Below are 20,933 nucleotides of genomic sequence, written 5' to 3'. Positions count from 1 at the left end.
ACCACTCGGGCTCGACGGCGTGCTAGGGAGGGCAACGTGGCGCACTCCGCCATGTCCGGTACGGGATCCACCGCTGACGATCCGCTCGGGACCGCCGTGTGGCGGCTGCGCTCGCGGGCCTGCTGGGCCGACGCGGCCGCCCTGTTGCAGCCGGCCACCCCCGCCTTCGCGCTCCAGCGGGCCGCGCTGCTGGTGGAGCGGTGCCTGTACACCGAGCAGGGCTGGGCGGAGGCGGAGGACGCGCTGCGCACGGCGGAGGCGCTGGCGGACAGCGACGACGAGCGCGGGGCCGCCGCCTGCGAACGCGGGCAGCTCGCGTACGCGGCGACGCTGCACGGGGTGCGGGACCGGGCCGACGAGGCGCGGGCGGCGCTGGGCCGGGCGGCGGCGCTGATCGCGCCCGGCGCGCCGGGGCGGGCCCTCCTCGACTTCCGGCGCGGGCTGCTCGCCGAGAACCTCACCGGCTCCCCGCAGGCCGCGCGGGCCGCCTACCGGCGGGCGCACGCCGGGGCCACGGCGCACGCCGATCCGCTGCTGCTGTCGTTCACCTGGCGGCACCTGGCCGGGCTGGCCCTGCGGGACGGTGAACTGGCCGAGGCCCGGCACGGTTTCGCCGAGTCCCTGCGGATCCGGGAGGAGCTGGGGTACCTCGTCGGCACGGCCCCGGCGCTGGCCTCCCTGGCGGAGACGGAACCGGAACCGGAGGCGTCCCGCCTGCGCGAGGAGGCCCGCCGCCTGTTCCGCCTCCTGGGCGGCGTCCCGACCTGGCTGGCCCAGCAACTGAGCCCCCCGGCGACGGGGGCGGCCACGGCTTGACGCGCGGGACGGCGCGGTCATGGGGACGGCGTGGCGCGGCTCATGGGGACAGGGCGGGGCGGCTCATGAGGACAGCACGGCGCGGCTCATGAGGACGGGGCGGCGCGACTCATCGGGGCGGTACGCCTCACGGGGGCTTCGGCCGTGCGCGGGGGGGTGCGCCTCACGGGGGACTTCGTCCGGGTGCGGGCGCGGTACGCCTCACGGGGGGCTTCGGCCGGTCACGGGCTCGGTCGCCTCACAGGGGACTTCGGCCCGGTGCGGGCGCTGTGCCCCTGCGGAGGCGTCGATCGGTCGCGGGCGCGGTGCCCTCACGGGCGCGGTGTGCCTCTCGGGGAGGGGCAGCGCCTCTCACGGGCGCGGTGGCGCCGCACGAGGGCGGCGCCTGTCACTGCCCGTGGGACCTCCCACGGAGACGGCGCGCCTCACGGGGGCGTCGGTCGGTGTGGGGCCGTGGTGGTCCATTCCGCCTCCCAGGCGGCCAGGTTGCGTCGCTGGAGCAGCAGTGCCCCGACGCCGTACGCCGCGGCGCCGGTGCCGGTGACGGCCAGGGCGGCGAGCAGAGCCCAGCCCGCGGTGCGGCTGCGGATCTCGTCCCCGCTCATCGGCGGTTCGGTGAGCCGCCCGTCCGCGGTGACCCAGACCGGGACCGTGCTCCGCGCGGGCAGCCCCGGTGCGACGGCGGTCCGGGCGGTCCGGGTGCCGCCGTCCGGGCCCACGTAGCGGACCTCTGCCCGGACCGGGCGGGACGCCGGAGAGCGCGGGGCGGCGTCGACGAGGACGGCCGTGGTGCGGTGCCGGACGCGTTCCTGGTGTTCGGCGGTGGCGCTGAAGTGCCGGTGGGCGCGGTCGGCCGCCGAGGTCACGGCCGGAGGGAGGGCCGCCGGCACGGCGAGCAGCAGGGCGAGGCCCAGCCCGGTCCTGAGCCGGTCGGTACGGCGCCGCAGCGGGTTGCGCCACCGGCGCCGCAACGGGACGTACGGGCCCTTCGGAGGGCGCGGGGTGTACGGGCTGCCCGGGGTGCCGGGGGTGTCCGACGTGTCGCTGGTGTTCGGGGCAAGGGGGCGGTGGGGGTCACCGGCCACGGTTTCCTCCTCGCGGGGGCGTCGCGCCGGCACCGGGGCGGGTCCCGGACACCGGCGCCGGTACGGGGCGGCAGGGCGGCGCGCGTCGGCGGCCCGCGCACCCTCCAGCGTGACCGGCCGCGCGCCGCCCGCCCATCGGGCGCGGGCCCCATTCGGCCCGGTACGCGGCATCCACGGCGGGACGCGCCGCGGTGCACGGCGCACGGCGGACTCCGGTCCCACCGGGCGGACGACCGCCGTCGCACCGGTCGGTGACGTCCCGTCGGAGGACGTCCTCAGACCGCTCCGCCGAGCCCGTCCGCTCCCCCGTCCGTCGCGAAGTGCTCCCCCACCAGGGCGCGCACCAGGTCCCGGTCCCCGGCGATCAGCGCGTCCAGCAGCGCCGTGTGCTGGTGCGCGTCGGCGATCAGGTCGGCCCGGCCGCGCGGGACGGGGCCGCCGGCCGGCGGCCACTGCGCCCGGCGGTGCAGGTCCTCGGCGATCCGGACGAGCTGCTCGTTGCCGGCCAGTGCCAGCACCGCGCGGTGGAAGGCGCGGTCGGCCTCGGCGTAGCCGGCGCGGGAACCCGAGGAGGCGGCCCGGACGGTCGCCTCGGCCAGCGGGCGCAGCTCCGCCCAGCGTTCGGCGGGCACCGTGCGGGACAGCCGCAGCAGGACCGGGGCCTCCAGCAGCGCGCGTATCTCGGCCAGTTCGGCCAGTTCGCGGGCGCCCCGCTCGACGACCCGGAAACCCCGGTTCGGCACGACCTCGACGGCGCCCTCCTGCGCGAGCCGCTGCATCGCCTCCCGCACGGGGGTGGCCGACACCCCGAACCGCTCGCCGAGCGCGGGCGCCGAGTAGACCTCGCCGGGCCGCAGCTCGCCCGCGGCCAGCGCGGCGCGCAGGGCGTCCAGGACCTGCCCGCGCACGGAGGACCGCTGGACGAGGGGCCGGGGACGCGGGCGGGGACGGGGCAGCGGCGTCTCGGCGTGGGTGTGCTCACCGCGCACCGCGGCCGGCCCCGGCCTGCGGGCCGCCGGCGCCGGCCGCACGGCGGGGGTCCCCGTCTCGGCGGAGCTCTGCGCGCCCTCCCTCACGGGGTCCACGGGGTCCTCCTGGGGACGTGTCGGTACTTGAGGTCATTACGGCGGGTTGTCACTCGTCCGTCAAGCACCCTAGGGGTACATCACGCCAGTTCAAATCCGGAGGATCACGGGTAAGGTTAGGCTTACCTGCAGATAGCCCGTTCGACCGACGTGGATCGGTGGTTCCGCATGCCCGTGCCCCGTTCGTCCGTCGCGGACGCCTACGCCCGCCTGTCCGAGGTGCTGCCCTCGTTCGCCGCCGTGGAGCAGGCCCCAGGGGAGCCGCTGCCCGAGGGCGGGGGCTGGGTCACGGCCGCCGCGCTCGCGGAGGGCGGGGCCGCCCTGGAGTCGTTCCTGGCCTGGGACGAGGCACAGGTGGTACGGGACTACGGGCAGCGGGCGCGGCCGGACGTGGTCGCCACCTTCGGTCTGCACCGGTACGCCTGGCCGGCCTGTCTGCTGATCACGGTGCCCTGGTTCCTGCACCGCCGGGTCCCCCGCCTGCCCGTGACACACGTCGCCTACGACCGCACCGCCGAGGAACTGCCGCTGGGCCGCATGGCGGTCCGCCCGGACGGCTTCGCCTGCCTGCCCGGCGATCCGGCCGCCGCGCTGCCCGGCGCCCGCGTCGTCGCCGACGAGGAGGCGCTGCGGGCCGAGGTGCGGGCCGCGGTCGCGGACCACCTGACACCGCTGCTGGCCGGTTTCGGCCCCCGGATGCGCCGGCGCGGCCGGGCCCTGTGGGGCATGGCGACCGACGAGGTCGTGGAGGGCCTGTGGTACGTCGCCCATCTGCTCGGCGAGCGCGACCGGGCCCGCCGCGAACTGGAGCTGCTGCTGCCGGGGGCGACCCGGCCGTACGTCGGCACGGCGGCGTTCCGGGAGCTGACCGGGCCGAACGGCGAGTCGCTGCCCACCCGGGACCGGGCGAGCTGCTGCATGTTCTACACCCTGCGCCCCGAGGACACCTGCGCCGCCTGCCCGCGCACCCCCGAGGCGGACCGGATCGGCAGACTCCTCGCCGAGGCGGGCTGACACCCCCTCGGCCGGGCCCGGCGGGTACCCCGTCGGACGAGAGCGCGGCGGTCGTCCCTTAAGATCATCCGCGCGGGTGACACCCGTACCGCCACGCCCATTCACACCTTCCTCATGGGTTGCAGGAAGTTTCCACGGAACCACCCGTGCAGGTATTCTTGTTCGAACTCAACTCCCGCCCCTCCAGCGCCAGTTCGAGCAGAACGCCGCCCCGGACCGCCCCCACGCACTCCCTTGGCGGCCTCTTGCCCCGAAAACCCCTGAGGGCAGGCGGAGTTGGGCCACTATGGCGGGCGTTACGCCCTATCCCAATGCAAGGGACCCCTAGATGAGACTGACCGACATATCGCTGAACTGGCTGCTTCCGGGCGCCGTACTGCTCCTGGGCATGCTTGCGGCGGTGGCGGTGCTCGCGCGCGGCAAGCGCTCCTCGGGGAAGGACGCGAGCGCGGACGACTCGTGGGAGCGGGCCGAGGAGCGTCGCAGGCGCAAGGAGGCCCTGTACGGCACCTTCTCCTACCTCCTCCTCTTCTGCTGTGCCGCGGTCGCGGCGGCGCTCTCCTTCCACGGTCTGGTCGGGTTCGGCGAGCAGAACCTCGGCCTGAGCGGCGGCTGGCAGTACCTGGTCCCGTTCGGCCTCGACGGTGCGGCGATGTTCTGCTCCGTCCTCGCGGTCCGCGAGGCCAGCCACGGTGACGCCGCGCTCGGCTCCCGCATCCTCGTGTGGACGTTCGCGCTGGCGGCGGCCTGGTTCAACTGGGTGCACGCCCCCCGGGGCGCGGGCCACGCGGGCGCACCGCACTTCTTCGCGGGCATGTCCCTGTCGGCGGCGGTGCTGTTCGACCGTGCGCTGAAGCAGACCCGCCGGGCCGCGCTGCGCGAGCAGGGCCTGGTGCCCCGTCCGCTGCCGCAGATCCGTATCGTCCGCTGGCTGCGCGCTCCCCGCGAGACCTACGGCGCCTGGTCGCTGATGCTCCTGGAGGGCGTGCGCAGCCTGGACGAGGCGGTCGAGGAAGTGCGCGACGACAAGCGCAAGAAGGACGAGGAGAAGCGGCGCCAGCGCGAGCACGGCCGCCTGGAGCGGGCGCAGCTGAAGGCGATCAGCCGGGGCCACCGCGGCTTCCCCGGCCGTGGCGGACGCCCGGTCGAGGTCGAGGTGCAGGCCGTGGAGCGGGGCTCCGATCAAGCCTCCGCGGAGCCTGCCATAGCGCCTTTGGAGCAACTGCCCGCACGCCGCCTTCCCTCGTTGCAGCCCGTGCGCGGCGCGAGTGACCCGGTCACCGTGGACCTCACCGCGGAGGACGACACCCAGGCGCTGCCGCGGCTGGACTCCCTGGAGCGCAAGCTCAAGGACCTTGAGCAGCAGTTCGGTTAGCCACCGGGACGCCGGCGCGCCGGTGCCGGAAGGGGCGTGGCCCGCGGGCCGCGCCCCTTCGGCGTTCCCGGAACCCTCCGGGACTCAGGCGGGCCCGGCGTCCAGTTCGAACCACACCGACTTCCCCACGGCGTGCGCCCGCACCCCCCAGGCGTCGGCGAGGGACTGGACCAGCAGCAGGCCCCGGCCGCTGGTGCTGTCGCCGGCGTCCACGGCGCGCGGCCGGGGCAGGCGGGACACGAAGTCCCGTACCTCCACCCGCAGCGCCCGGGGGCCCACGGTGGCGGTCAGGACGGCGTCGTGGTCGGTGTGGACCAGCGCGTTGGTGACCAGTTCGCTGGCGAGCAGTTCCGCGACCTCCGACCGGTCGGGCCGCCCCCAGTGGCGCAGCAGTTCACGCAGCGCCCGGCGCGCTTCGGGGACCGCTCCCAGGTCGCACCGCCGCAGCCGGCATCTGATCCGAGACGCCCCGTCCATCGCGTCACCGGCCTTCTCGCCGGCCTTCTCGCCGCCCCGCTCGCCGCTCTTCCCGCTGCTCTTCCCGCCGTTCTTCGCGCCGTTCTTCCTGTCGGCCTTCCCGTCGGCCTTCTCTTCCGCCGCTTCGTCCACCGGGCGGGTCCCCACCGCCACGGGCCCGCCCCTGTGCGCCTGCCGCTCCATGTCCCCCGCCCGCGTTCCGGTACCGCTCTTCCCTCGCACTCGAACACGTTCACGAGGTTCCATGCCCAGTGGCGGGCCGGGCAGTCATCCGGACCCCCCGGTGACCGGCCGTATCCGGTGTTCGGCCAGGAAATGGCCGAACACCATTGCTCGCGGGGGCCGCCAGCCTAGGGACGCGGCAGGTTGCGCAGGTTGGAACGGGCCATCTGGAGCATGCGGCCGACGCCTCCGTCCAGGACGATCTTGGAGGCGGACAGGGCGAAACCGGTCACCATGTCGGCGCTGATCTTCGGCGGGATGGACAGGGCGTTGGGGTCGGTGACGACGTCGACGAGGGCCGGACCCTTGTGCTTGAACGCCGCCTTCAGGGCGCCCGCGAGGTCCTTGGGCTTCTCCACCCGCACCCCGAAGGCGCCGCACGCCTCGGCGACGGCGGCGAAGTCGGGGTTCGTGTTGGCCGTGCCGTGCGAGGGCAGCCCGGCGACCAGCATCTCCAACTCCACCATTCCCAGCGAGGAGTTGTCGAACAGCACGACCTTCACCGGCAGGTCGTACTGGACCAGGGTGAGGAAGTCGCCCATCAGCATGGAGAACCCGCCGTCGCCGGACATCGACACGACCTGCCGCCCCCGGTCGGTGAACTGGGCCCCGATCGCCATCGGCAGCGCGTTGGCCATCGAGCCGTGCGAGAACGAACCGATGATCCGGCGCCGCCCGTTGGGCGAGATGTACCGGGCGCCCCAGACGTTGCACATCCCGGTGTCGATGGTGAACACCGCGTCGTCGTCGGCGACCTCGTCCAGTACGGCGGCCACGTACTCCGGGTGGATCGGCACGTGCTTGTCGACCTTGCGGGTGTACGCCTTGACCACGCCCTCCAGGGCGTCCGCGTGCTTCTTCAGCATCCGGTCGAGGAACTTGCGGTTCTTCTTCTCCTTGACCCGCGGGATCAGACACCGCAGGGTCTCCCGCGCGTCGCCCCACACCGCCAGGTCCAGCTTGGAGCGGCGGCCCAGGTTCTCCGGCCGGACGTCGATCTGGGCGATCCTGACGTCGTCGGGCAGGAAGGCGTTGTACGGGAAGTCCGTGCCGAGCAGGATCAGCAGGTCGCACTCGTGGGTGGCCTCGTAGGCGGCGCCGTACCCGAGCAGACCGCTCATCCCGACGTCGTACGGATTGTCGTACTGGATCCACTCCTTGCCGCGCAGGGCGTGCCCGACCGGGCTCTTGATCTTCCCGGCGAACTCCATCACCTCCGCGTGCGCTCCCGCCGTGCCGCTGCCGCAGAAGAGGGTGACCTTGTCGGCGTCGTCGATCAGCCGCACCAACTGGTCGATCACCTCGTCGCCGGGGCGGACGGTGGGCCGGGAGGTGACGAGGGCGGTCTCGACGGCGGCCTCGGGGGCCGGCTCGCCCGCGATGTCGCCGGGCAGGGTGACGACGCTGACGCCGGAGCGGCCGACGGCGTTCTGGATGGCGGTGTCCAGCAGCCGGGGCATCTGCTTCGGGCTGGAGACCATCTCGCAGTAGTGGCTGCACTCGCGGAAGAGGTGGTCGGGGTGGGTCTCCTGGAAGTAGCCGAGGCCGATCTCGCTGGAGGGGATGTGCGAGGCCAGGGCGAGCACGGGGGCCATGGAGCGGTGGGCGTCGTACAGGCCGTTGATCAGGTGCAGGTTGCCGGGGCCGCAGGAACCGGCGCAGGCGGCGAGCTTGCCGGTGATCTGCGCCTCGGCGCCGGCCGCGAAGGCGGCGGTCTCCTCGTGCCGTACATGCACCCAGTCGATGCCGGAGTGGCGGCGCACGGCGTCCACGACCGGGTTGAGGCTGTCGCCGACGACGCCGTAGAGGCGTTCCACTCCGGCGCGGACGAGGATGTCGACGAACTGTTCGGCGACGTTCTTCTGTTTGGCCATGCTGTCCATGTAGGCACAAAGGCCCCGTTCATGCCTCCCACACGGCGGCGGCCGTACGGTCGTCGGCGTACCCCTTGACCCGGGTGCGGGCGTCGGCCAGGAAGCCGGCCAGGCCGGGCGGGGTGCGGCCGGACCACCGTCCGGCGAGGTGGTCACGGAGGGCGGACTCGCCCCGCAGGGGGTCGGCCAGGCCCTCGGTGCACAGCAGCAGGACATCACCCGGGCGGGCGATGGAGGCCCGGAACCGGAACGGCCGGCGGGACGGCCCGGCGCCCGGCTCGCCGTACGGGCTCGGCGGCGCGGTGATGCCGAGGTCCACGGTGAGCCGGTCGCCGTCGGGGGTCTCGGGGGCTGCCCGGGCGGGGGACGAACCGAACCCGACCACGGGTTCGCCGGCGAGGTCGGCGGGCCGGGGCTCTATGTCCTGCCAGGTCCCGTCCCGCAGCCGGAACAGCCCGCCCGCGCCGACGCCGAAGAACACCCGGGTACGGCAGCCGGGGTCGGCGGGCAGCAGCAGACAGCGCAGCCCGGCCGCGTACTCCTCCGGCGTCAGGCCCTGCTCGGTGGCGCTCGCCCGGAGCCTGCCCAGGCTGCGGTCGGTGAGGCGGCGCAGGCCGGACTTCAGCTCACCGCGGCGGGCGGCCCGCAGGTCCTCGGCCAGCCGGACGTGGCTGCGGCCCACGGCCCGGCCGATCCAGCGGCACAGCTCGGCGGCGGCACGGTGGGCGCCGGTCGCCGCGCGGGCACCGGTGGCCATCGCGACCAGGACCAGGGCGTCGTCGCCCGTCCCGAAGCGGGCGGTGAGCAGGGCGTCGCGGCGCGGGTCCCCCCGGTGGCGCGCGGAGTCCCCGCGCACGGACAGCGCCCGCAGCGTGCAGGCCCCGTACCGGGCACCGTCCAGCACGGTGTCCGCGACCAGGTCGCCGAGGGCGTCCGGGTCGGCGGGCGGCAGGGCGGCGGGCTCGGGATCGTAGGTGGGCGGCCCCGAACCCACGTAGTCCGCTTCCCCCGCGGAGGGACGGTCGGGCCGACGGGGGCGACCGGGGCGGCGGAGCCGGCCGGTCTGGCTGGGCGCCGGGCCCTCGGGAGTCGGTGGCCCCCCGTCCGTCCCGGCTCGGGGGCCGATGGCCGCGGGGGGTGTGTCGTCGCGGCACGCCGGGGGCCAGTTCGCGGGGAGCGGGGGTGGGGGTGAGGTGGGGGGTGGGGGTGAGGTGGGGGGTGGGGGTGAGGTGGGGGGCGCGGGCGGGGGCGGAGGTGGGGACTGAGCCGGAGGCTGAGGTGGGGACGGGGACTGAGCCGGAGGCTGAGGTGGGGGCGGGGGTGCGGCCGGTCGGGAAGGGGGCGGCGCGCTGCCGGGGCCGGGGCCGGGGCCGGGGCCGGGGCCGGGGCCGGGCGGGAAGGGTGGCCGCCGGCCGGGACGGTCGTCCAGCGCTCCCGCCGCGGAGGCGAACCGGTCGTCGAGGGAGTCGGCCGCGCCCGCACCCCCGGTGTCGTGGCTGGAGTCGTCGTACAGCTCCCCCCACCAGTCGTCCTCCCGGCCGGTGGGACTTCCCCCCTGCTGACTCATGCCCCCAATTGTCCACCGCTCGGGCCGGTTGAGAACGGCGCATCCGGAAAAACCCGGCGCGGTGGCGGCCGCCGGGCGGTCCCACCCCCCACGGGAGAACCGCCCGGCGACGGCGAGGCGACCCGGGCCCCGCATCCCCGTGCGCGTCGGCGCACGTCAGGGCCCGGATCACGGTACGGCGGCGCGACGGCCGCCGGGTGCCGGGCGCCGTCGGGCGCCTCGGTGACGTCACCTTGGCAGAGTGGCCACCGGTACCGCGATGATGTTCCGAGGCGGGTTTGCGCCGTGGCCGTTTCCCGCCACGGAGGGCGATCCGGAGGCCGGCGTCAGCCGGGATCACGGGGAGGGACGGCGTTCGATGCTGGGAGTGCTGGGGCTGGAGGAGGCCCAGGAGGAGGCGTACCGGGCCCTGGTGTCCGTGGGCGCCGCCGATGTCCCCGATCTCGCCCGGCGGCTGGCGCTCGGCGAACAGGACACCGAGCGGGCGCTGCGACGGCTGGAACAGAACGGTCTGGCGGCCCAGTCCCCGGCGCGGCCGGGCCGCTGGGTCGCGGCGCCGCCGGGCGTGGCGCTGGGCGCCCTGCTCACCCAGCACCGGCACGCACTGGAGAAGGCGGAACTGGCCGCCGCGCTGCTGGCCGAGGAGTACCGCGCGGCGGCCGGCGAGCCCGCGGTGCACGACCTGGTCGAGGTGGTGACCGGCGCGGCGGCCGTCACCCGGCGTTTCCTCCAGCTCCAGCTGGGCGCGTCCGACGAGGTGTGCGCGCTGGTCACCGGCACCCCGGTCGCCGTCACCGGCATGGAGAACCACGCGGAGGAGGAGGCCGCCGCGCGGGGCGTGCGCTACCGGGCGGTGGTGGAGCGGGCGGTACTGGACCGGCCGGACGGCATCACCGAGCTGACCGCGGCCCTGGACCGCGGGGAGGAGGTGCGGGTGGTGGACCGGGTGCCGACCAAGCTGGTGATCGCCGACGGCGCCCTGGCCCTCGTACCGCTCACCGCCCGGTCCGCCGAGCCCGCCGCGCTGGTGGTGCACGCCAGCGGTCTGCTGGAACTGCTCACCGGTCTGTTCGAGTCGGTGTGGCGGGACGCCCTGCCGCTGCGGCTCGGCGCCCGCGGCGTCACCGAGGACTCCCCCGACGGCCCCGACGCCACCGACCTGGAGATACTCTCCCTGCTGCTGGCCGGGCTGACCGACGCGAGCGTCGCCAAACAGCTCGACCTGGGGCTGCGGACCGTACAGCGCCGGGTGAAGCGGCTGATGGAGCTGACCGGGGTGGCCACCCGGCTCCAACTGGGCTGGCACGCCTACGAGCGGGGCTGGGTGACCCGGGACCGTTAGGGGTCTGTCGTTTCGCGGTCGGCCGTCGGTGGGCGCACCCTGGTCAGATGGGAGTGGTGGACCTCCTGCTGGTGGGCCTGGTCGTCCTGCTCGGGCTGTGCGGCGTCCTGCTGCCCGGTGTGCCCGGGTCCTGGCTGGTGTGGGCGGCGGTCCTGTGGTGGGCGCTGAAGGACCCGCGGCCGCTGGCCTGGGCGGTCCTGGTCGGCGCCACGGTCGTGCTGCTGCTGTCCCTGGCGGTGCGCTGGGCGCTGCCGGCGCGGCGGCGCCGGGCCGGGGACGCCGAGGGCCGGCTGACGGTGTACGCGGGCGGCGGCGCCCTCGTCGGTTTCGTCCTGCTTCCCGTGGTGGGCGCCGTCCCCGGCTTCCTCGGCGGCATCTACCTGGCCGAGCGGCTCCGCCTGGGCCGTCACGGCGAGGCGGTCGCGGCCGTGCGGTCGGCGATGGGCTCGGGCGGCTGGAGCGTGCTGACGGAGCTGTTCGCCTGCCTGCTGATCGCCGGGGCGTGGCTGGGCGCGGTGTTCGCCGGCTGACCCGTGTCCAGGACCCCCTCCAGGGCCAGCAGCCGCGTCTTGCGCTCCAGTCCGCCCGCGTATCCGGTCAGGGAGCCGTCGGCGCCGATCACCCGGTGGCAGGGGCGCAGGATCAGCAGCGGGTTGGCGCCGATCGCGCCGCCCACGGCCCGTACGGCGGCGCGGGAGGCGCCGACGCGGGCGGCGATCGCCCCGTACGTCGTGGTGGTGCCGTAGGGCACGGCGTCGAGGGCGTCCCACACCTTCGTCCGGAAGGCGGTGCCCTCGGCGCGCAGCGGCAGCCGGAACGCGGTCAGCTCCCCGGCGAAGTAGGCACCGAGCTGCGCCACGGCCTCCCGGAAGGGGCCGGGGTCGGCCCGCCAGTGGTCGCCGTCCTGGACGGTCCGCCCGCCCTTCTGCCCGGGCACGGACAGCGAGGTCAGCGCCCCGTCCGCGGCGGCGGTGAGCAGCAGCGGCCCGACGGGGCTCGCGACCTCGGTCCAGTAGGTACGCATGTCCGTGTGCATGTCTGTGTGCATGTCTGTGTGCATGTCTGTGTGCATGTCTGTGTGCATATCCGTGTCCATGTGCATGATCACTCCAACTCCCCCGCTGCGCGCAGGTGGTTCAGGGCGTACGAGCGCCAGGGGCGCCAGGTGTCGGGGACGTCGGCGCCGGGCGGGGCCGCGTCCGGGTCGCCGAGGGCGCGGGTGCGGACGGCGGTGACGGTCGCCTGGTCCATGCCGGGCAGGGCGAGCAGGGCGGCCTCGGCCTCGTCCCGGTCGGCGCCCGGGTCGAGGCGTACGGCGCCGTCGGCGAGGGCGGCGGTGAGCGCGCCGAGGGTGCCGTGCGGCTCGGCCCCGGCGAGCGCCGCCGGTTCGGGGAAGAGGTGGGTGAGGCCGCCGCAGGGCGCGTCGAGCCGCTTGCCGTACCGCGCGACGAGCCGTTCGGCGCCGGCCCGGCCGGTCAGCAGCCGTACCGCCAGTTCCTCCGGATCGGCGGTGCCCGGTGAGCGCAGCCCGGGGCGGGCGGCGACCAGGGGGGCGAGGCGGGGGTCGGCGCCGAGCCGTTCGTCGACGGCGTACGGGTCGGCGTCCAGGTCGAACAGCCGCCGCAGCCGCCGTACGGCGGTGGTCAGGTCGCGCGGGTCGGTGAGGAGCAGCCGCGCGGCGAGCCAGCCGCCGGAACCCTTGCCGGAACGGCTCGGCCCGCCCGTTCGCTCGTCGACGGCGGCGACGCCGGTGCCGTAGGGCAGCCGGAGCGTGCGCCGGTAGACACGGCGGCCCGGCGGCCCGCTCACCTCCTCGACCCCCGCCAGGGCCTCCCGCTGGAGCAGGTCGAAGACGGGCCCGGCCGGGTAGGGCCCGCGGTGGGCGAGCCGCAGCGGTATGCCGCCGCCGGGGGCCGCCCGGTCCCTGGCCGGGGCGGCGGCGCGCAGCCCGCTCGGGGTGTCGGCGTACACGCTCCTGATGGTGTCGTTGAACTGCCGCACGCTGCTGAAGCCCGCGGCGAAGGCGATCCCGGTGACGGGCAGGCCGGTGGTCTGGAGCAGCACGCGCGCGGTGTGCGCCCGCTGGGCGCGGGCCAGGGCGACCGGTCCGGCGCCCAGTTCGGCGGTGAGCTGCCGCTGCACCTGCCGGCTGCTGTAGCCGAGCCGGGCGGCGAGCCCCGCCACCCCTTCCCGGTCGACGACGCCGTCACCGATCAGCCGCACGGCGCGGCCCACGACGTCGGCGCGCACGTCCCACTCCGCCGAGCCGGGCACGGCGTCCGGACGGCACCGCCGGCAGGCCCGGAACCCGGCGCCCTGCGCGGCGGCGGCCGTCGCGAAGAACCGCACGTTGCGGCGGTGCGGCGTACGGGCCGGGCAGCTCGGCCGGCAGTACACACCGGTCGTCTCGACGGCGAAGAAGAACACCCCGTCGAACCTGCCGTCCCGGCTCCGCACGGTCTCGTACCTGCTGTCGTCGTCACCTTCCACACCGTCCAGTCTCCGCCACCCCGCCCCCTCGGGCTGGCGGAAATCGGACACCGCGTCCGGCTGCGCCGGCTAGCGCAGCCGCCCCTGCTTGGCCTCCATGGCCGCCCGCCCCTGGGCGCCCCGCCGCTTCCACTCCTTGCGCAGCTCGGCCCGGACCCGGGCGTCGGTCTTGGCGACGATCCGCTGGTTCTCCCGCAGCAGTTTGCGGTAGCTCTCCAGCCGCCGTTCGGGCAGCTCACCGCTGTCGACGGCGGCCAGCACCGCGCATCCGGGCTCGCTCTCGTGGGCGCAGTCGTGGAACCGGCACTCCTCGGCCAGCTCTGCGATCTCGGCGAACACCTGGCCGACGCCGTGCCCGGCGTCCCACAGCCCGACCCCGCGCAGCCCGGGCGTGTCGATGAGCACGCCCCCGCCGGGCAGGACGAGCAGGTTGCGGGTGGTGGTGGTGTGCCGCCCCTTGCCGTCGACGTCACGGGTCGCCTGTACGTCCATGACGTCGTCGCCGAGCAGCGCGTTGGCGAGGGTCGACTTGCCCGCGCCGGACTGCCCGAGCAGCACGGCCGTGCCTCCGGAGACGACGGCACCGAGGACGTCCAGCCCCTCCCCCAGCGCGGCGCTGACCGGCAGCACCGGCACACCGGGCGCGCTGGTCTCGACGTCCCGCACGAGGTGCGCGAGCGTCACCGGGTCGGGCACGAGGTCGGCCTTGGTGAGCACGACGACGGGCTGCGCGCCGGACTCCCAGGCCAGTGCCAGGAACCGTTCGACGCGGGCGAGGTCCAGTTCGGCGGCGAGCGACACGGCGACGACGGCGTGGTCGACGTTGGCCGCGAGGATCTGGCCCTCGGACCGCTTGGAGGAGGTGGAACGGACGAAGGCGGTACGGCGGGGCAGCAGGGTCCGCACGTACAGCGGGTCGCTGCCGTCGGGGTCGACGGCGGCCCAGTCGCCCGTGCACACGACCTTCATCGGGTCACGGGGAACGACGAACTCGGTGTCGGCACGGACCATGCCGGCCGGCGTGACGACGTCACAGAGACCGCGGTCGACCCGGACGACGCGACCGGGTACGAGACCCCGGTCCGCGTACGGGGCGAACTCGGCCTCCCAGCCCGCGTCCCAGCCGTAGGGAGCGAGTGGATGCGAGGAAGAACCGAGGGAAGAGGAGAAAGACAAGGGGTGACCCTTCACAAGGGTGGCCCCGGCACCGCGCCCACGAGCGCGGGAAAGGAGTGAGATCAGCCGGCGGCCACGGAGGTGGACTTGAGGGACTTCCGGTTGCGGGCAACGCCCGTCGCAACGACAGCCATCGGTCAACACCTCCCGGATCACGCAGCGGACATCTGCGGCACGAAGGAGCCGCGGGAACGAATGGACCATAGCCGCCCGCGGCGACGGCGCGCCACAGGTTTTCCACCGGCCCGCACCAGACGGACGGCGGGCAGCCGGGCACCTCAGGAAGGCGCCGCCGTCGCGGTACGCCTGGCGCCCCTCCCCGACGGCGGGCCCACCGGAGAGCTGCACGATCACCGATCCCTCTGCGGGCTCTGTGGGCTCTGTGGGCGGCGCACGACGTCGACGATGAGGTCGAGCAGGCGGTCGGTCCGTTCCTGGGAGGCGCCCTCGATGATGGCGGGGAACACGCCGATGAGCAGGGTGGCGACGTCGTCGGGGTCGACGTCCGCCCGGAGGGTGCCGGCGGCGGCGCCCCGTTCGAGGATCGTGGCGATGGTGGTGGTGACGCGTTCGCGCGAGGGGGCGGCGATACGTCCGGAGGCGAAGGCGGTGAGCAGTGTGTCCATCATGCCGCGTTTGGTGGCGATGAAGGCGGCGTAGCGGCCGATCCAGGCGCGCAGGGCGACATCGGCGGGGTGCCGGTCGAGCAGGGCGGGGGCGCTGGCGGTGACGGCGTCGAGTTCGCTGGCGTAGACGGCCTCGACGAGGTCTTCGCGGGTGGGGAAGTGCCGGTAGAGGGTGCCGATGCCGACGCCGGCCTCGCGGGCGATGCCCTCCAGGGAGACCGGGCCTTCCGCTTGGGCGAAGGCGGACTTGGCGACGGCGATGAGCTTGTCGCGGTTGCGCCGCGCGTCGCGGCGGAGCGGCCGGCCGTCGGGGTCGGCAGGGCCCGGGGTGTGGGGGCGTGGTGGCGATGACAAAGCGGAGGCCCCTCCGATAGTGCTACGGTTGAAGATAACGGAGGCTCCTCCGTATGCGCCCAGTCTCTCATGAGAGCAGGAAGCCATGCCCGCTGAAACCACCCGCACCATCGTCTCCGCCCCGCGCCCCGGCGGCACCGGCCGACTGGCCGGACGCACGGTCTCGCGCATCGGCTACGGCGCCATGCAGCTGGAGCGCCTGCACAAGGACCGCCCCGCGGCCATCGCCCTGCTGCGCCGCGCGTTCGACCTCGGCGTCGACCACGTGGACACCGCCCACTTCTACGGCGACGGCTTCGTCAACGGTCTCGTCCGTGAGGCGCTGCGCCCTCAGGACGACGTGCTGGTCGTCACCAAGGTCGGCGCCACCCCCGACCCCGGCGGCCCCTTCCCGTTCCGTATCGCGCAGCGCCCCGAGGAACTGCGGGCCGGCGTCGAAGCGGAACTCGCCACGCTCGGCATGGAGCAGGTCCCGGTGGTCAACCTCCGCCGCACGGACGCCGGGATGACCATCCCCTTCCCCGACGACCAGAGGGTCGACCTCGACGACCAGCTCGCGGAGCTGACCGCCCTGCGCGACGCCGGAAAGATCGGCGCCATCGGCCTGAGCAGCGTCTCCGTGGACGTGACGCGCCGCGCCCTGCCCGCGGGCATCGTGTGCGTGCAGAACACCTACAGTCTCGTCGCCCGCGACGACGAGGAACTGCTCCGGCTCTGCACCGAGGAGCAGCTCGCCTGGGTGCCCTACTTCCCCCTCGGCGGCGCGTTCCCCGGCATGGCCAAGGTGACCGACGAGCCCGCCGTGATCGCCGCCGCCGAGCGCCTGGGATGCACCCCGGCCCAGGTCGGCCTGGCCTGGCTGCTGCACCGACCCCCAGATCCTCCTCATCCCCGGCACCGCCACCATCAGCCACCTCGAAGACAACCTGGAAGCCGGCGCGATCACCCTCGACGAGGAGGCCGTCACCGCGCTCGACGCGATCGCCGTCCGGCCGGCCACCCCTCCGCGACCCTGACCGGTCCCCGTCCGCTCGCGCCCCCGTCAGGCGTGGCGCGAGCTTGACGGCTACCGCGCCGGAACGGGCGGTCCTTCACGGCGGATGACGCCGCCCCGCCACCGCTTCGACCGGTCGGAGCACCGCTCCACGACGTCGCGGCCCTCGACGGGGCCGCGCGTGCACCGCGCGTACGCTCCTTCGCGCGGGCCATCGCGGTCCGAGCACATCAGAACGAAAGGGGCCATCGACATGGCCGATACGAACGAGACGGACCTGCCGGACAACTGGGGTCGCTGGGGAGCGGACGACGAACTCGGCACCCTCAACCTCATCACCGACGAGGTGCGCGCCAGGGCCGCCGCGGAGGCGCGGACCGGCCAGTGGGTGTCACTGGCACAGCCGATCGAGCCGAGCGCGATGTTCTTCAGCCCGTTCATGCCCCCGACGGCCAACGCGTCGCCGGTGCAGCAGATGGTGTCCCACACCGGCGGACCAGTGGCAGCCGATCTGTCGGTGATCTACAACCACCACTGGAGCTCGACGCACCTCGACGCGCTCGCGCACTGGTCGACCGACGGCCAGGTCTATCCGGGCCGCCCGAGGGAGCAGGTCGTCACCCCCTTCGGCATCACGCACGCGTCGACGACTGCTTTCGCCGCCGGGATAGTGACACGTGGGGTCCTGCTCGACCTGGCGGCCGAGGGCCCCCTCCCCCCTGCCTACGCGGTGACGTCGCACGACTTCGAGAAGGCCGAGAAGCGGCAGGGAGTCATGGTGGGCTCCGGTGACGCGCTGGTGGTCCGACTCGGCTGGACGGGAGGCGGGCCCCATGACGTACCGAGCCCGGGAATCAGCATGGACGCGGTCCGGTGGATGCACCGCCGAGGGGTCGCCGTCGTCGCCCCGGACAGGGGCGACGCGCATCCTCCCCTGAACCCGGACGAACCCTCCCCGCTGCACGGGGTGGCGCTCGGCCGGATGGCGATGCCTCTGATCGACGTGCCCCGGCTCGATGACCTCGCGCGGATGTGCGAGCGGCTGGATCGCTACAGCTTCCTGCTCACCGTCGCCCCGCCCCGCATCCACGGCCTGACCGGCGTACCGGTCAACCCCATCGCGATGTTCTGACCGGGCGTCGACACCCTCCCCGCGCCTGAGACGGGGGAGCAGGGGTGCTGCCTCATGCTGACGCCGCGGAGTGAGGCAGCACGAACCTCGTGACGGCGACCGCCGGTACCGGCGCCGCGCCAGGGGCTTTCCACCGGCCGCCCGGCTCACCGGCTCACCCCGCCCTTCGCTCAGGTCGCCGAGCAGGCCCGCCCGTTGAGCGTGAAGTGCTCCGGCACCGTGTTGCTCCCCTCCCACGTGGCCAGGAAGCCGAAGGACAGCGTGCCGCCCGCGGGGACCGTGGCGTTGTAGGGGACCGCGATGGCGGTGACCCGGGAGCCGGCCGGGGTGTGGGTGGCGTCCCACATCTGGGTGATCCGCTGGCCGTCGGGGAAGGTCCAGGAGACGCGCCAGGTGCCGAGGGCGCGGGTGGTGGTGACGGTGACGGTGGCCTGGAAGCCGGCCGGCCACTGGTTGACCAGGTCGTAGTGGACCTGGCAGGGCGGCGGGGCGCCCGTGGCGGCGTCGCGGGCGGGCGTGGCGGTCGGCGCGGCGGAGGTGGCCGTGGCGGTGCCCCGCGGTGCCGGGTTCCGTCGGAGGGTGGCGGCGGCCGGGGCGGACGGGGTGGCCGTCGGCGATTCGGAGCCGGCGGGGGCGGGACGCGGGGCCGGGGCGGAGGAGGAGCCGGCCGGAGGGTCCGGTACCGGTCGCCCGCCGGCCGTGGCGGACGGGGCGGCGGTACCGGCGCCCGGAACGCCGGGGGCGGCGCTGGAGGCGGGGCCGCCGAAGGGGTGCAGGGACGCGGTGAGGGCCAGCAGGGAGATCAGCGCGGCGGTGGCGAGGAGACCGCCGCGCACCGCGCGGGCCCGGCGGGCTCCCCGGCCGCCCGGGGTGACGCCGTCGTCGTCGGCCGGTGCCGGGCGGACGGCGACGAGGCGTACCTCGGCGGCCCGGCGGCGGCGTTCCAGGTAGGCCAGGCCGCCCCAGCCGATGACGCCGTCGGCCAGGGCCGCGGGCAGGGAGCCGGGGTCGGTGCGCAGACAGCCCGCCGCCTCGGCGCAGCCGGCGCAGCCGGCCCGGTGGCGGGAGCGTTCCTCCGCGGCGCCGGGATCCGCCGTGTCCAGCGGGCGGGCGTGGTCGCGGCAGGTCTCGGCGGCCGGGCCGTCGAGGTGGGCGCGGCGGCAGCGGTCCCGGAAGATGTCGCGTGCCTGGGCGAGTTCGCCGGTCGTGGCGGCCGGGTCGAGGCCGAGCCGGCGGGCCACCACGGGCAGCGGCAGGGCCTCCACCTCGGCCAGCCAGAGCAGTTCGGCGTCCGGGAGCTGCATGTCCCGCAGGGCGCGCAGGGCCAGCGGGCGGCCGGCGGGAGGTCCGGTGTGCCGGGCGGCCCGGTCGGAGTGGAGCCAGAGACGGAGGTCGGGGGTGAGGTCGTCGCCCTGTCCGGTGGCTTCCCAGGACGCCGCGGTGGTGCGTACGGCGGTCAGGAGCAGGGGGATGGGCGGCAGCAGCCGGACCGGGCGGCGGCCGGGTCCGGAGGCCGTACGGGCGGCTGTCGCGCCGCGTGCCTCGCGCAGGCCCCGGGTGAACGCCTCCGTGGCCAGCCGGGCCGCCGCGGCGGAACCGGCGGTGCACAGGTCGGCGTAGGACAGGACGGCGTCCCAGCACTCGGCGAACCGCGCGGCCTCGGCGGTGTCGGAGGCGGCGCCGGCGGCGTCCTGGGGCATCGGCAGGTCGTCGGACATGGATCTCCCGCGTCACACGGGCGAGACCAACTCCGGCACGCCGACGGTGGAGTTGGTGATACCTCGCGGCAAGGGGCGAGCTTGCCACGGGCCCACCGCGCCTGACAAGCGTCCCAGCCCGGCACGGCGACGGCCCGGCCGCCGGGCGTGCGCCCGCGCGCACCGGGCCGGAGCACCGAGCGCCCCGTCACACCTCGACGGGCGCGTCCGCCGGAAGGCTGTCCATGAAGGAGCTGACGGAGAAGACGGCGTTGCCCGCGCCGGGCGGGCCGTAGCCGGGGGGCGAGGAGAGGCCGAAGTCCTCCATGGTCTGCCGGTACGCCTGGAGGAGGCGGATGTGGTACTCCAGCGGCGCCCCGTCGGGGTTGGTCTTGCCGAGCGGGGTGGTCGGCTCGGGGCACCAGGTGGTGAACCGGGGCGTGATGCCGTGCGACATGAAGAAGCGCAGGCCCTCGGTGGTCGACTCGATCGCCTCGTCGACCGTCTTGAAGCCGAACGGCTCGGCCATCTCCACGCCCGCGACGAAGTTGGGGATCACGTTGCGCGGGCCGAAGACCTCGGTGGAGTCCAGGATGCGCCGGTGCCACTCGTCCCGGCCGACGTAGCGCTCCTTGCCGGGGCAGTACATCTTGAACAGGTACTCGTCCCACACCTCGAAGTTGGGGTGGTAGATCTGCACGCCGTAGTCCTTGAAGCGCTGGACGTCGGGCTTGGGCAGCGCCTGGGCGACGACCTTGCCGATCCAGCGGCCCGGGAAGTGCTCCTCGATGGCTCTGGCGTACCGGCCGTAGAAGTCCGCCTCGTCCAGACCCTGGACCTTGGAGGTGATCGCGCCGCCGGTGAGCGTGTAGGCGGTGGAGATCTTGCCGGTGTCGTACGTGTTGATGATGTCGAGCGCTTCGAGGACCTCGTCGACGTCCTTCACGCCCGTGTAGGGCCGCCCGGCCGCCTTGTGCTGGCGCCAGTTGTGATTGATGTCGCAGTACTGGCACTCCTCCTTGGCGCCGAAGTACTGGCAGACCCGGAACGCGGTCAGGTAGATCAGGTAGCCCCACTGGATGGTCGGGGCCACCTCCATGACCGACTTCCCGTTGGAGAGCTTGTGCCGGTAGTACTCGGGCATCGGCGGCACGCCGACGTCCGCGATCCGCTTGCCGTCCAGGTAGAGGCCGAGGACGCCGTCCTCGCCCGCCGCCACCCGGTACGGCGAGGACGGGTTCACCCGGACCGAGACGACGGTGCGGCGCAGGTCGTAGGGGCCGCCGGTGAGGATGATCTCCTCGGGCGGGCGGCGCAGCGCGGCCTCGCCCAGCTCGGGCAGGGTGCCGTGGTCGAAGGAGAAGATGAAGTACGACTTCGGCTTCACCTCGCCGTCCTCGTTGTCCGACAGCGCGGACGGGTCGAAGGCCATCCCGCCGCGGAGCAGGTCCTCCTTGAAGACCGCCTCCCGCGGTACGTGCGGGAAGCGCTCCATCAGATCCTCGACCAGCGCGGTGCGGCTGCCCATCCTGTGTCTCCTCCCGGCTCGCGTTCGACTTCTCACGGTATGCCCCTGCCCGCGCGTCTTCCCCGCCGGGTCCCCCCTC

General features: G+C 74.8%; 16 protein-coding genes and 2 pseudogenes. 7 read left to right on the top strand and 11 right to left on the bottom strand.

Annotated elements, in window-relative coordinates; all coding sequences use genetic code 11:
• Nucleotides 1-36: 36 nt before the first annotated feature.
• Nucleotides 37-816, top strand: coding sequence for a hypothetical protein (locus tag ACZ3IG_RS15800; RefSeq protein WP_467432357.1), 780 nt, complete (start codon nucleotides 37-39; stop codon nucleotides 814-816).
• A gap of 425 nt (nucleotides 817-1,241) precedes the next feature.
• Here the strand turns inward: ACZ3IG_RS15800 and ACZ3IG_RS15795 are convergent, their stop codons facing one another.
• Together ACZ3IG_RS15795 and ACZ3IG_RS15790 are read right to left on the bottom strand one after the other, a co-directional pair.
• Nucleotides 1,242-1,901 carry an Rv1733c family protein gene (locus ACZ3IG_RS15795; protein WP_467432355.1) on the bottom strand — a complete coding sequence of 220 codons (660 nt, stop codon included), beginning with the start codon at nucleotides 1,899-1,901 and terminating at the stop codon, nucleotides 1,242-1,244.
• Between the two features lie 275 nt (nucleotides 1,902-2,176).
• Nucleotides 2,177-2,977, bottom strand: coding sequence for a GntR family transcriptional regulator (locus tag ACZ3IG_RS15790; RefSeq protein ID WP_467432476.1), 801 nt, complete (start codon nucleotides 2,975-2,977; stop codon nucleotides 2,177-2,179).
• A 177-nt stretch (nucleotides 2,978-3,154) separates the two neighbouring features.
• Between ACZ3IG_RS15790 and ACZ3IG_RS15785 the strand changes: the two genes are divergently transcribed.
• The gene (locus ACZ3IG_RS15785; protein WP_467432354.1) at nucleotides 3,155-4,000 is read left to right on the top strand and encodes a (2Fe-2S)-binding protein; all 846 of its coding nucleotides are present in this window, start codon (nucleotides 3,155-3,157) and stop codon (nucleotides 3,998-4,000) included.
• A gap of 328 nt (nucleotides 4,001-4,328) precedes the next feature.
• A complete protein-coding gene (locus ACZ3IG_RS15780) occupies nucleotides 4,329-5,375 on the top strand; it encodes a DUF2637 domain-containing protein (protein ID WP_467432353.1) in 1,047 nt (348 codons plus the stop codon).
• 84 nt (nucleotides 5,376-5,459) lie between these two features.
• On the opposite strand, the gene ACZ3IG_RS15775 is transcribed toward ACZ3IG_RS15780, so the two are convergent.
• From ACZ3IG_RS15775 to ACZ3IG_RS15765, 3 genes are all read right to left on the bottom strand, one after another.
• Nucleotides 5,460-5,852 (bottom strand): ATP-binding protein, encoded by a 393-nt coding sequence (locus ACZ3IG_RS15775; RefSeq protein WP_467432474.1) that lies wholly within the window; start codon nucleotides 5,850-5,852, stop codon nucleotides 5,460-5,462.
• A gap of 350 nt (nucleotides 5,853-6,202) precedes the next feature.
• Nucleotides 6,203-7,948 carry a pyruvate dehydrogenase gene (locus ACZ3IG_RS15770; protein WP_467432352.1) on the bottom strand — a complete coding sequence of 582 codons (1,746 nt, stop codon included), beginning with the start codon at nucleotides 7,946-7,948 and terminating at the stop codon, nucleotides 6,203-6,205.
• Nucleotides 7,949-7,976: 28 nt separating this feature from the next.
• Nucleotides 7,977-9,515, bottom strand: a complete 1,539-nt coding sequence (locus ACZ3IG_RS15765; RefSeq protein ID WP_467432349.1) for a protein phosphatase 2C domain-containing protein — start codon at nucleotides 9,513-9,515, stop codon at nucleotides 7,977-7,979.
• Between the two features lie 358 nt (nucleotides 9,516-9,873).
• On the opposite strand from ACZ3IG_RS15765, the gene ACZ3IG_RS15760 reads away from it, so the two are divergent.
• Nucleotides 9,874-10,857 (top strand): helix-turn-helix domain-containing protein, encoded by a 984-nt coding sequence (locus tag ACZ3IG_RS15760; RefSeq protein WP_467432348.1) that lies wholly within the window; start codon nucleotides 9,874-9,876, stop codon nucleotides 10,855-10,857.
• A 47-nt stretch (nucleotides 10,858-10,904) separates the two neighbouring features.
• On the top strand, nucleotides 10,905-11,387 hold the full coding sequence (locus ACZ3IG_RS15755) for a DUF456 domain-containing protein (protein ID WP_467432347.1): 483 nt from the start codon (nucleotides 10,905-10,907) through the stop codon (nucleotides 11,385-11,387).
• A 71-nt stretch (nucleotides 11,388-11,458) separates the two neighbouring features.
• Here ACZ3IG_RS15755 and ACZ3IG_RS15750 read toward each other — a convergent pair.
• The 4 genes and pseudogenes from ACZ3IG_RS15750 to ACZ3IG_RS15735 all read right to left on the bottom strand — a co-directional run.
• A pseudogene (locus ACZ3IG_RS15750) lies at nucleotides 11,459-11,881 on the bottom strand (methylated-DNA--[protein]-cysteine S-methyltransferase); the annotation flags it as partial.
• A gap of 80 nt (nucleotides 11,882-11,961) precedes the next feature.
• The gene (locus ACZ3IG_RS15745; RefSeq protein WP_467432345.1) at nucleotides 11,962-13,347 is read right to left on the bottom strand and encodes a DNA-3-methyladenine glycosylase 2 family protein; all 1,386 of its coding nucleotides are present in this window, start codon (nucleotides 13,345-13,347) and stop codon (nucleotides 11,962-11,964) included.
• Nucleotides 13,348-13,416: 69 nt separating this feature from the next.
• Complete coding sequence (gene rsgA / locus ACZ3IG_RS15740; RefSeq protein WP_467432343.1) at nucleotides 13,417-14,523, bottom strand: ribosome small subunit-dependent GTPase A; 1,107 nt, start codon at nucleotides 14,521-14,523, stop codon at nucleotides 13,417-13,419.
• A 350-nt stretch (nucleotides 14,524-14,873) separates the two neighbouring features.
• On the bottom strand, nucleotides 14,874-15,503 hold the full coding sequence (locus tag ACZ3IG_RS15735) for a TetR/AcrR family transcriptional regulator (protein ID WP_467432342.1): 630 nt from the start codon (nucleotides 15,501-15,503) through the stop codon (nucleotides 14,874-14,876).
• 85 nt (nucleotides 15,504-15,588) lie between these two features.
• Between ACZ3IG_RS15735 and ACZ3IG_RS15730 the strand changes: the two are divergent.
• A pseudogene (locus ACZ3IG_RS15730) lies at nucleotides 15,589-16,519 on the top strand (aldo/keto reductase).
• A gap of 231 nt (nucleotides 16,520-16,750) precedes the next feature.
• A complete protein-coding gene (locus tag ACZ3IG_RS15725) occupies nucleotides 16,751-17,629 on the top strand; it encodes a cyclase family protein (RefSeq protein WP_467432341.1) in 879 nt (292 codons plus the stop codon).
• Between the two features lie 170 nt (nucleotides 17,630-17,799).
• On the opposite strand, the gene ACZ3IG_RS15720 is transcribed toward ACZ3IG_RS15725, so the two are convergent.
• Nucleotides 17,800-19,347 (bottom strand): cellulose binding domain-containing protein, encoded by a 1,548-nt coding sequence (locus ACZ3IG_RS15720; protein WP_467432339.1) that lies wholly within the window; start codon nucleotides 19,345-19,347, stop codon nucleotides 17,800-17,802.
• A 187-nt stretch (nucleotides 19,348-19,534) separates the two neighbouring features.
• The gene (locus ACZ3IG_RS15715; RefSeq protein ID WP_467432338.1) at nucleotides 19,535-20,854 is read right to left on the bottom strand and encodes a radical SAM protein; all 1,320 of its coding nucleotides are present in this window, start codon (nucleotides 20,852-20,854) and stop codon (nucleotides 19,535-19,537) included.
• Nucleotides 20,855-20,933 lie beyond the last annotated feature (79 nt).

It is taken from the genome of Streptomyces sp. NPDC016677 (assembly GCF_055562815.1).
This window is presented reverse-complemented; position numbering and strand designations above follow the sequence as displayed.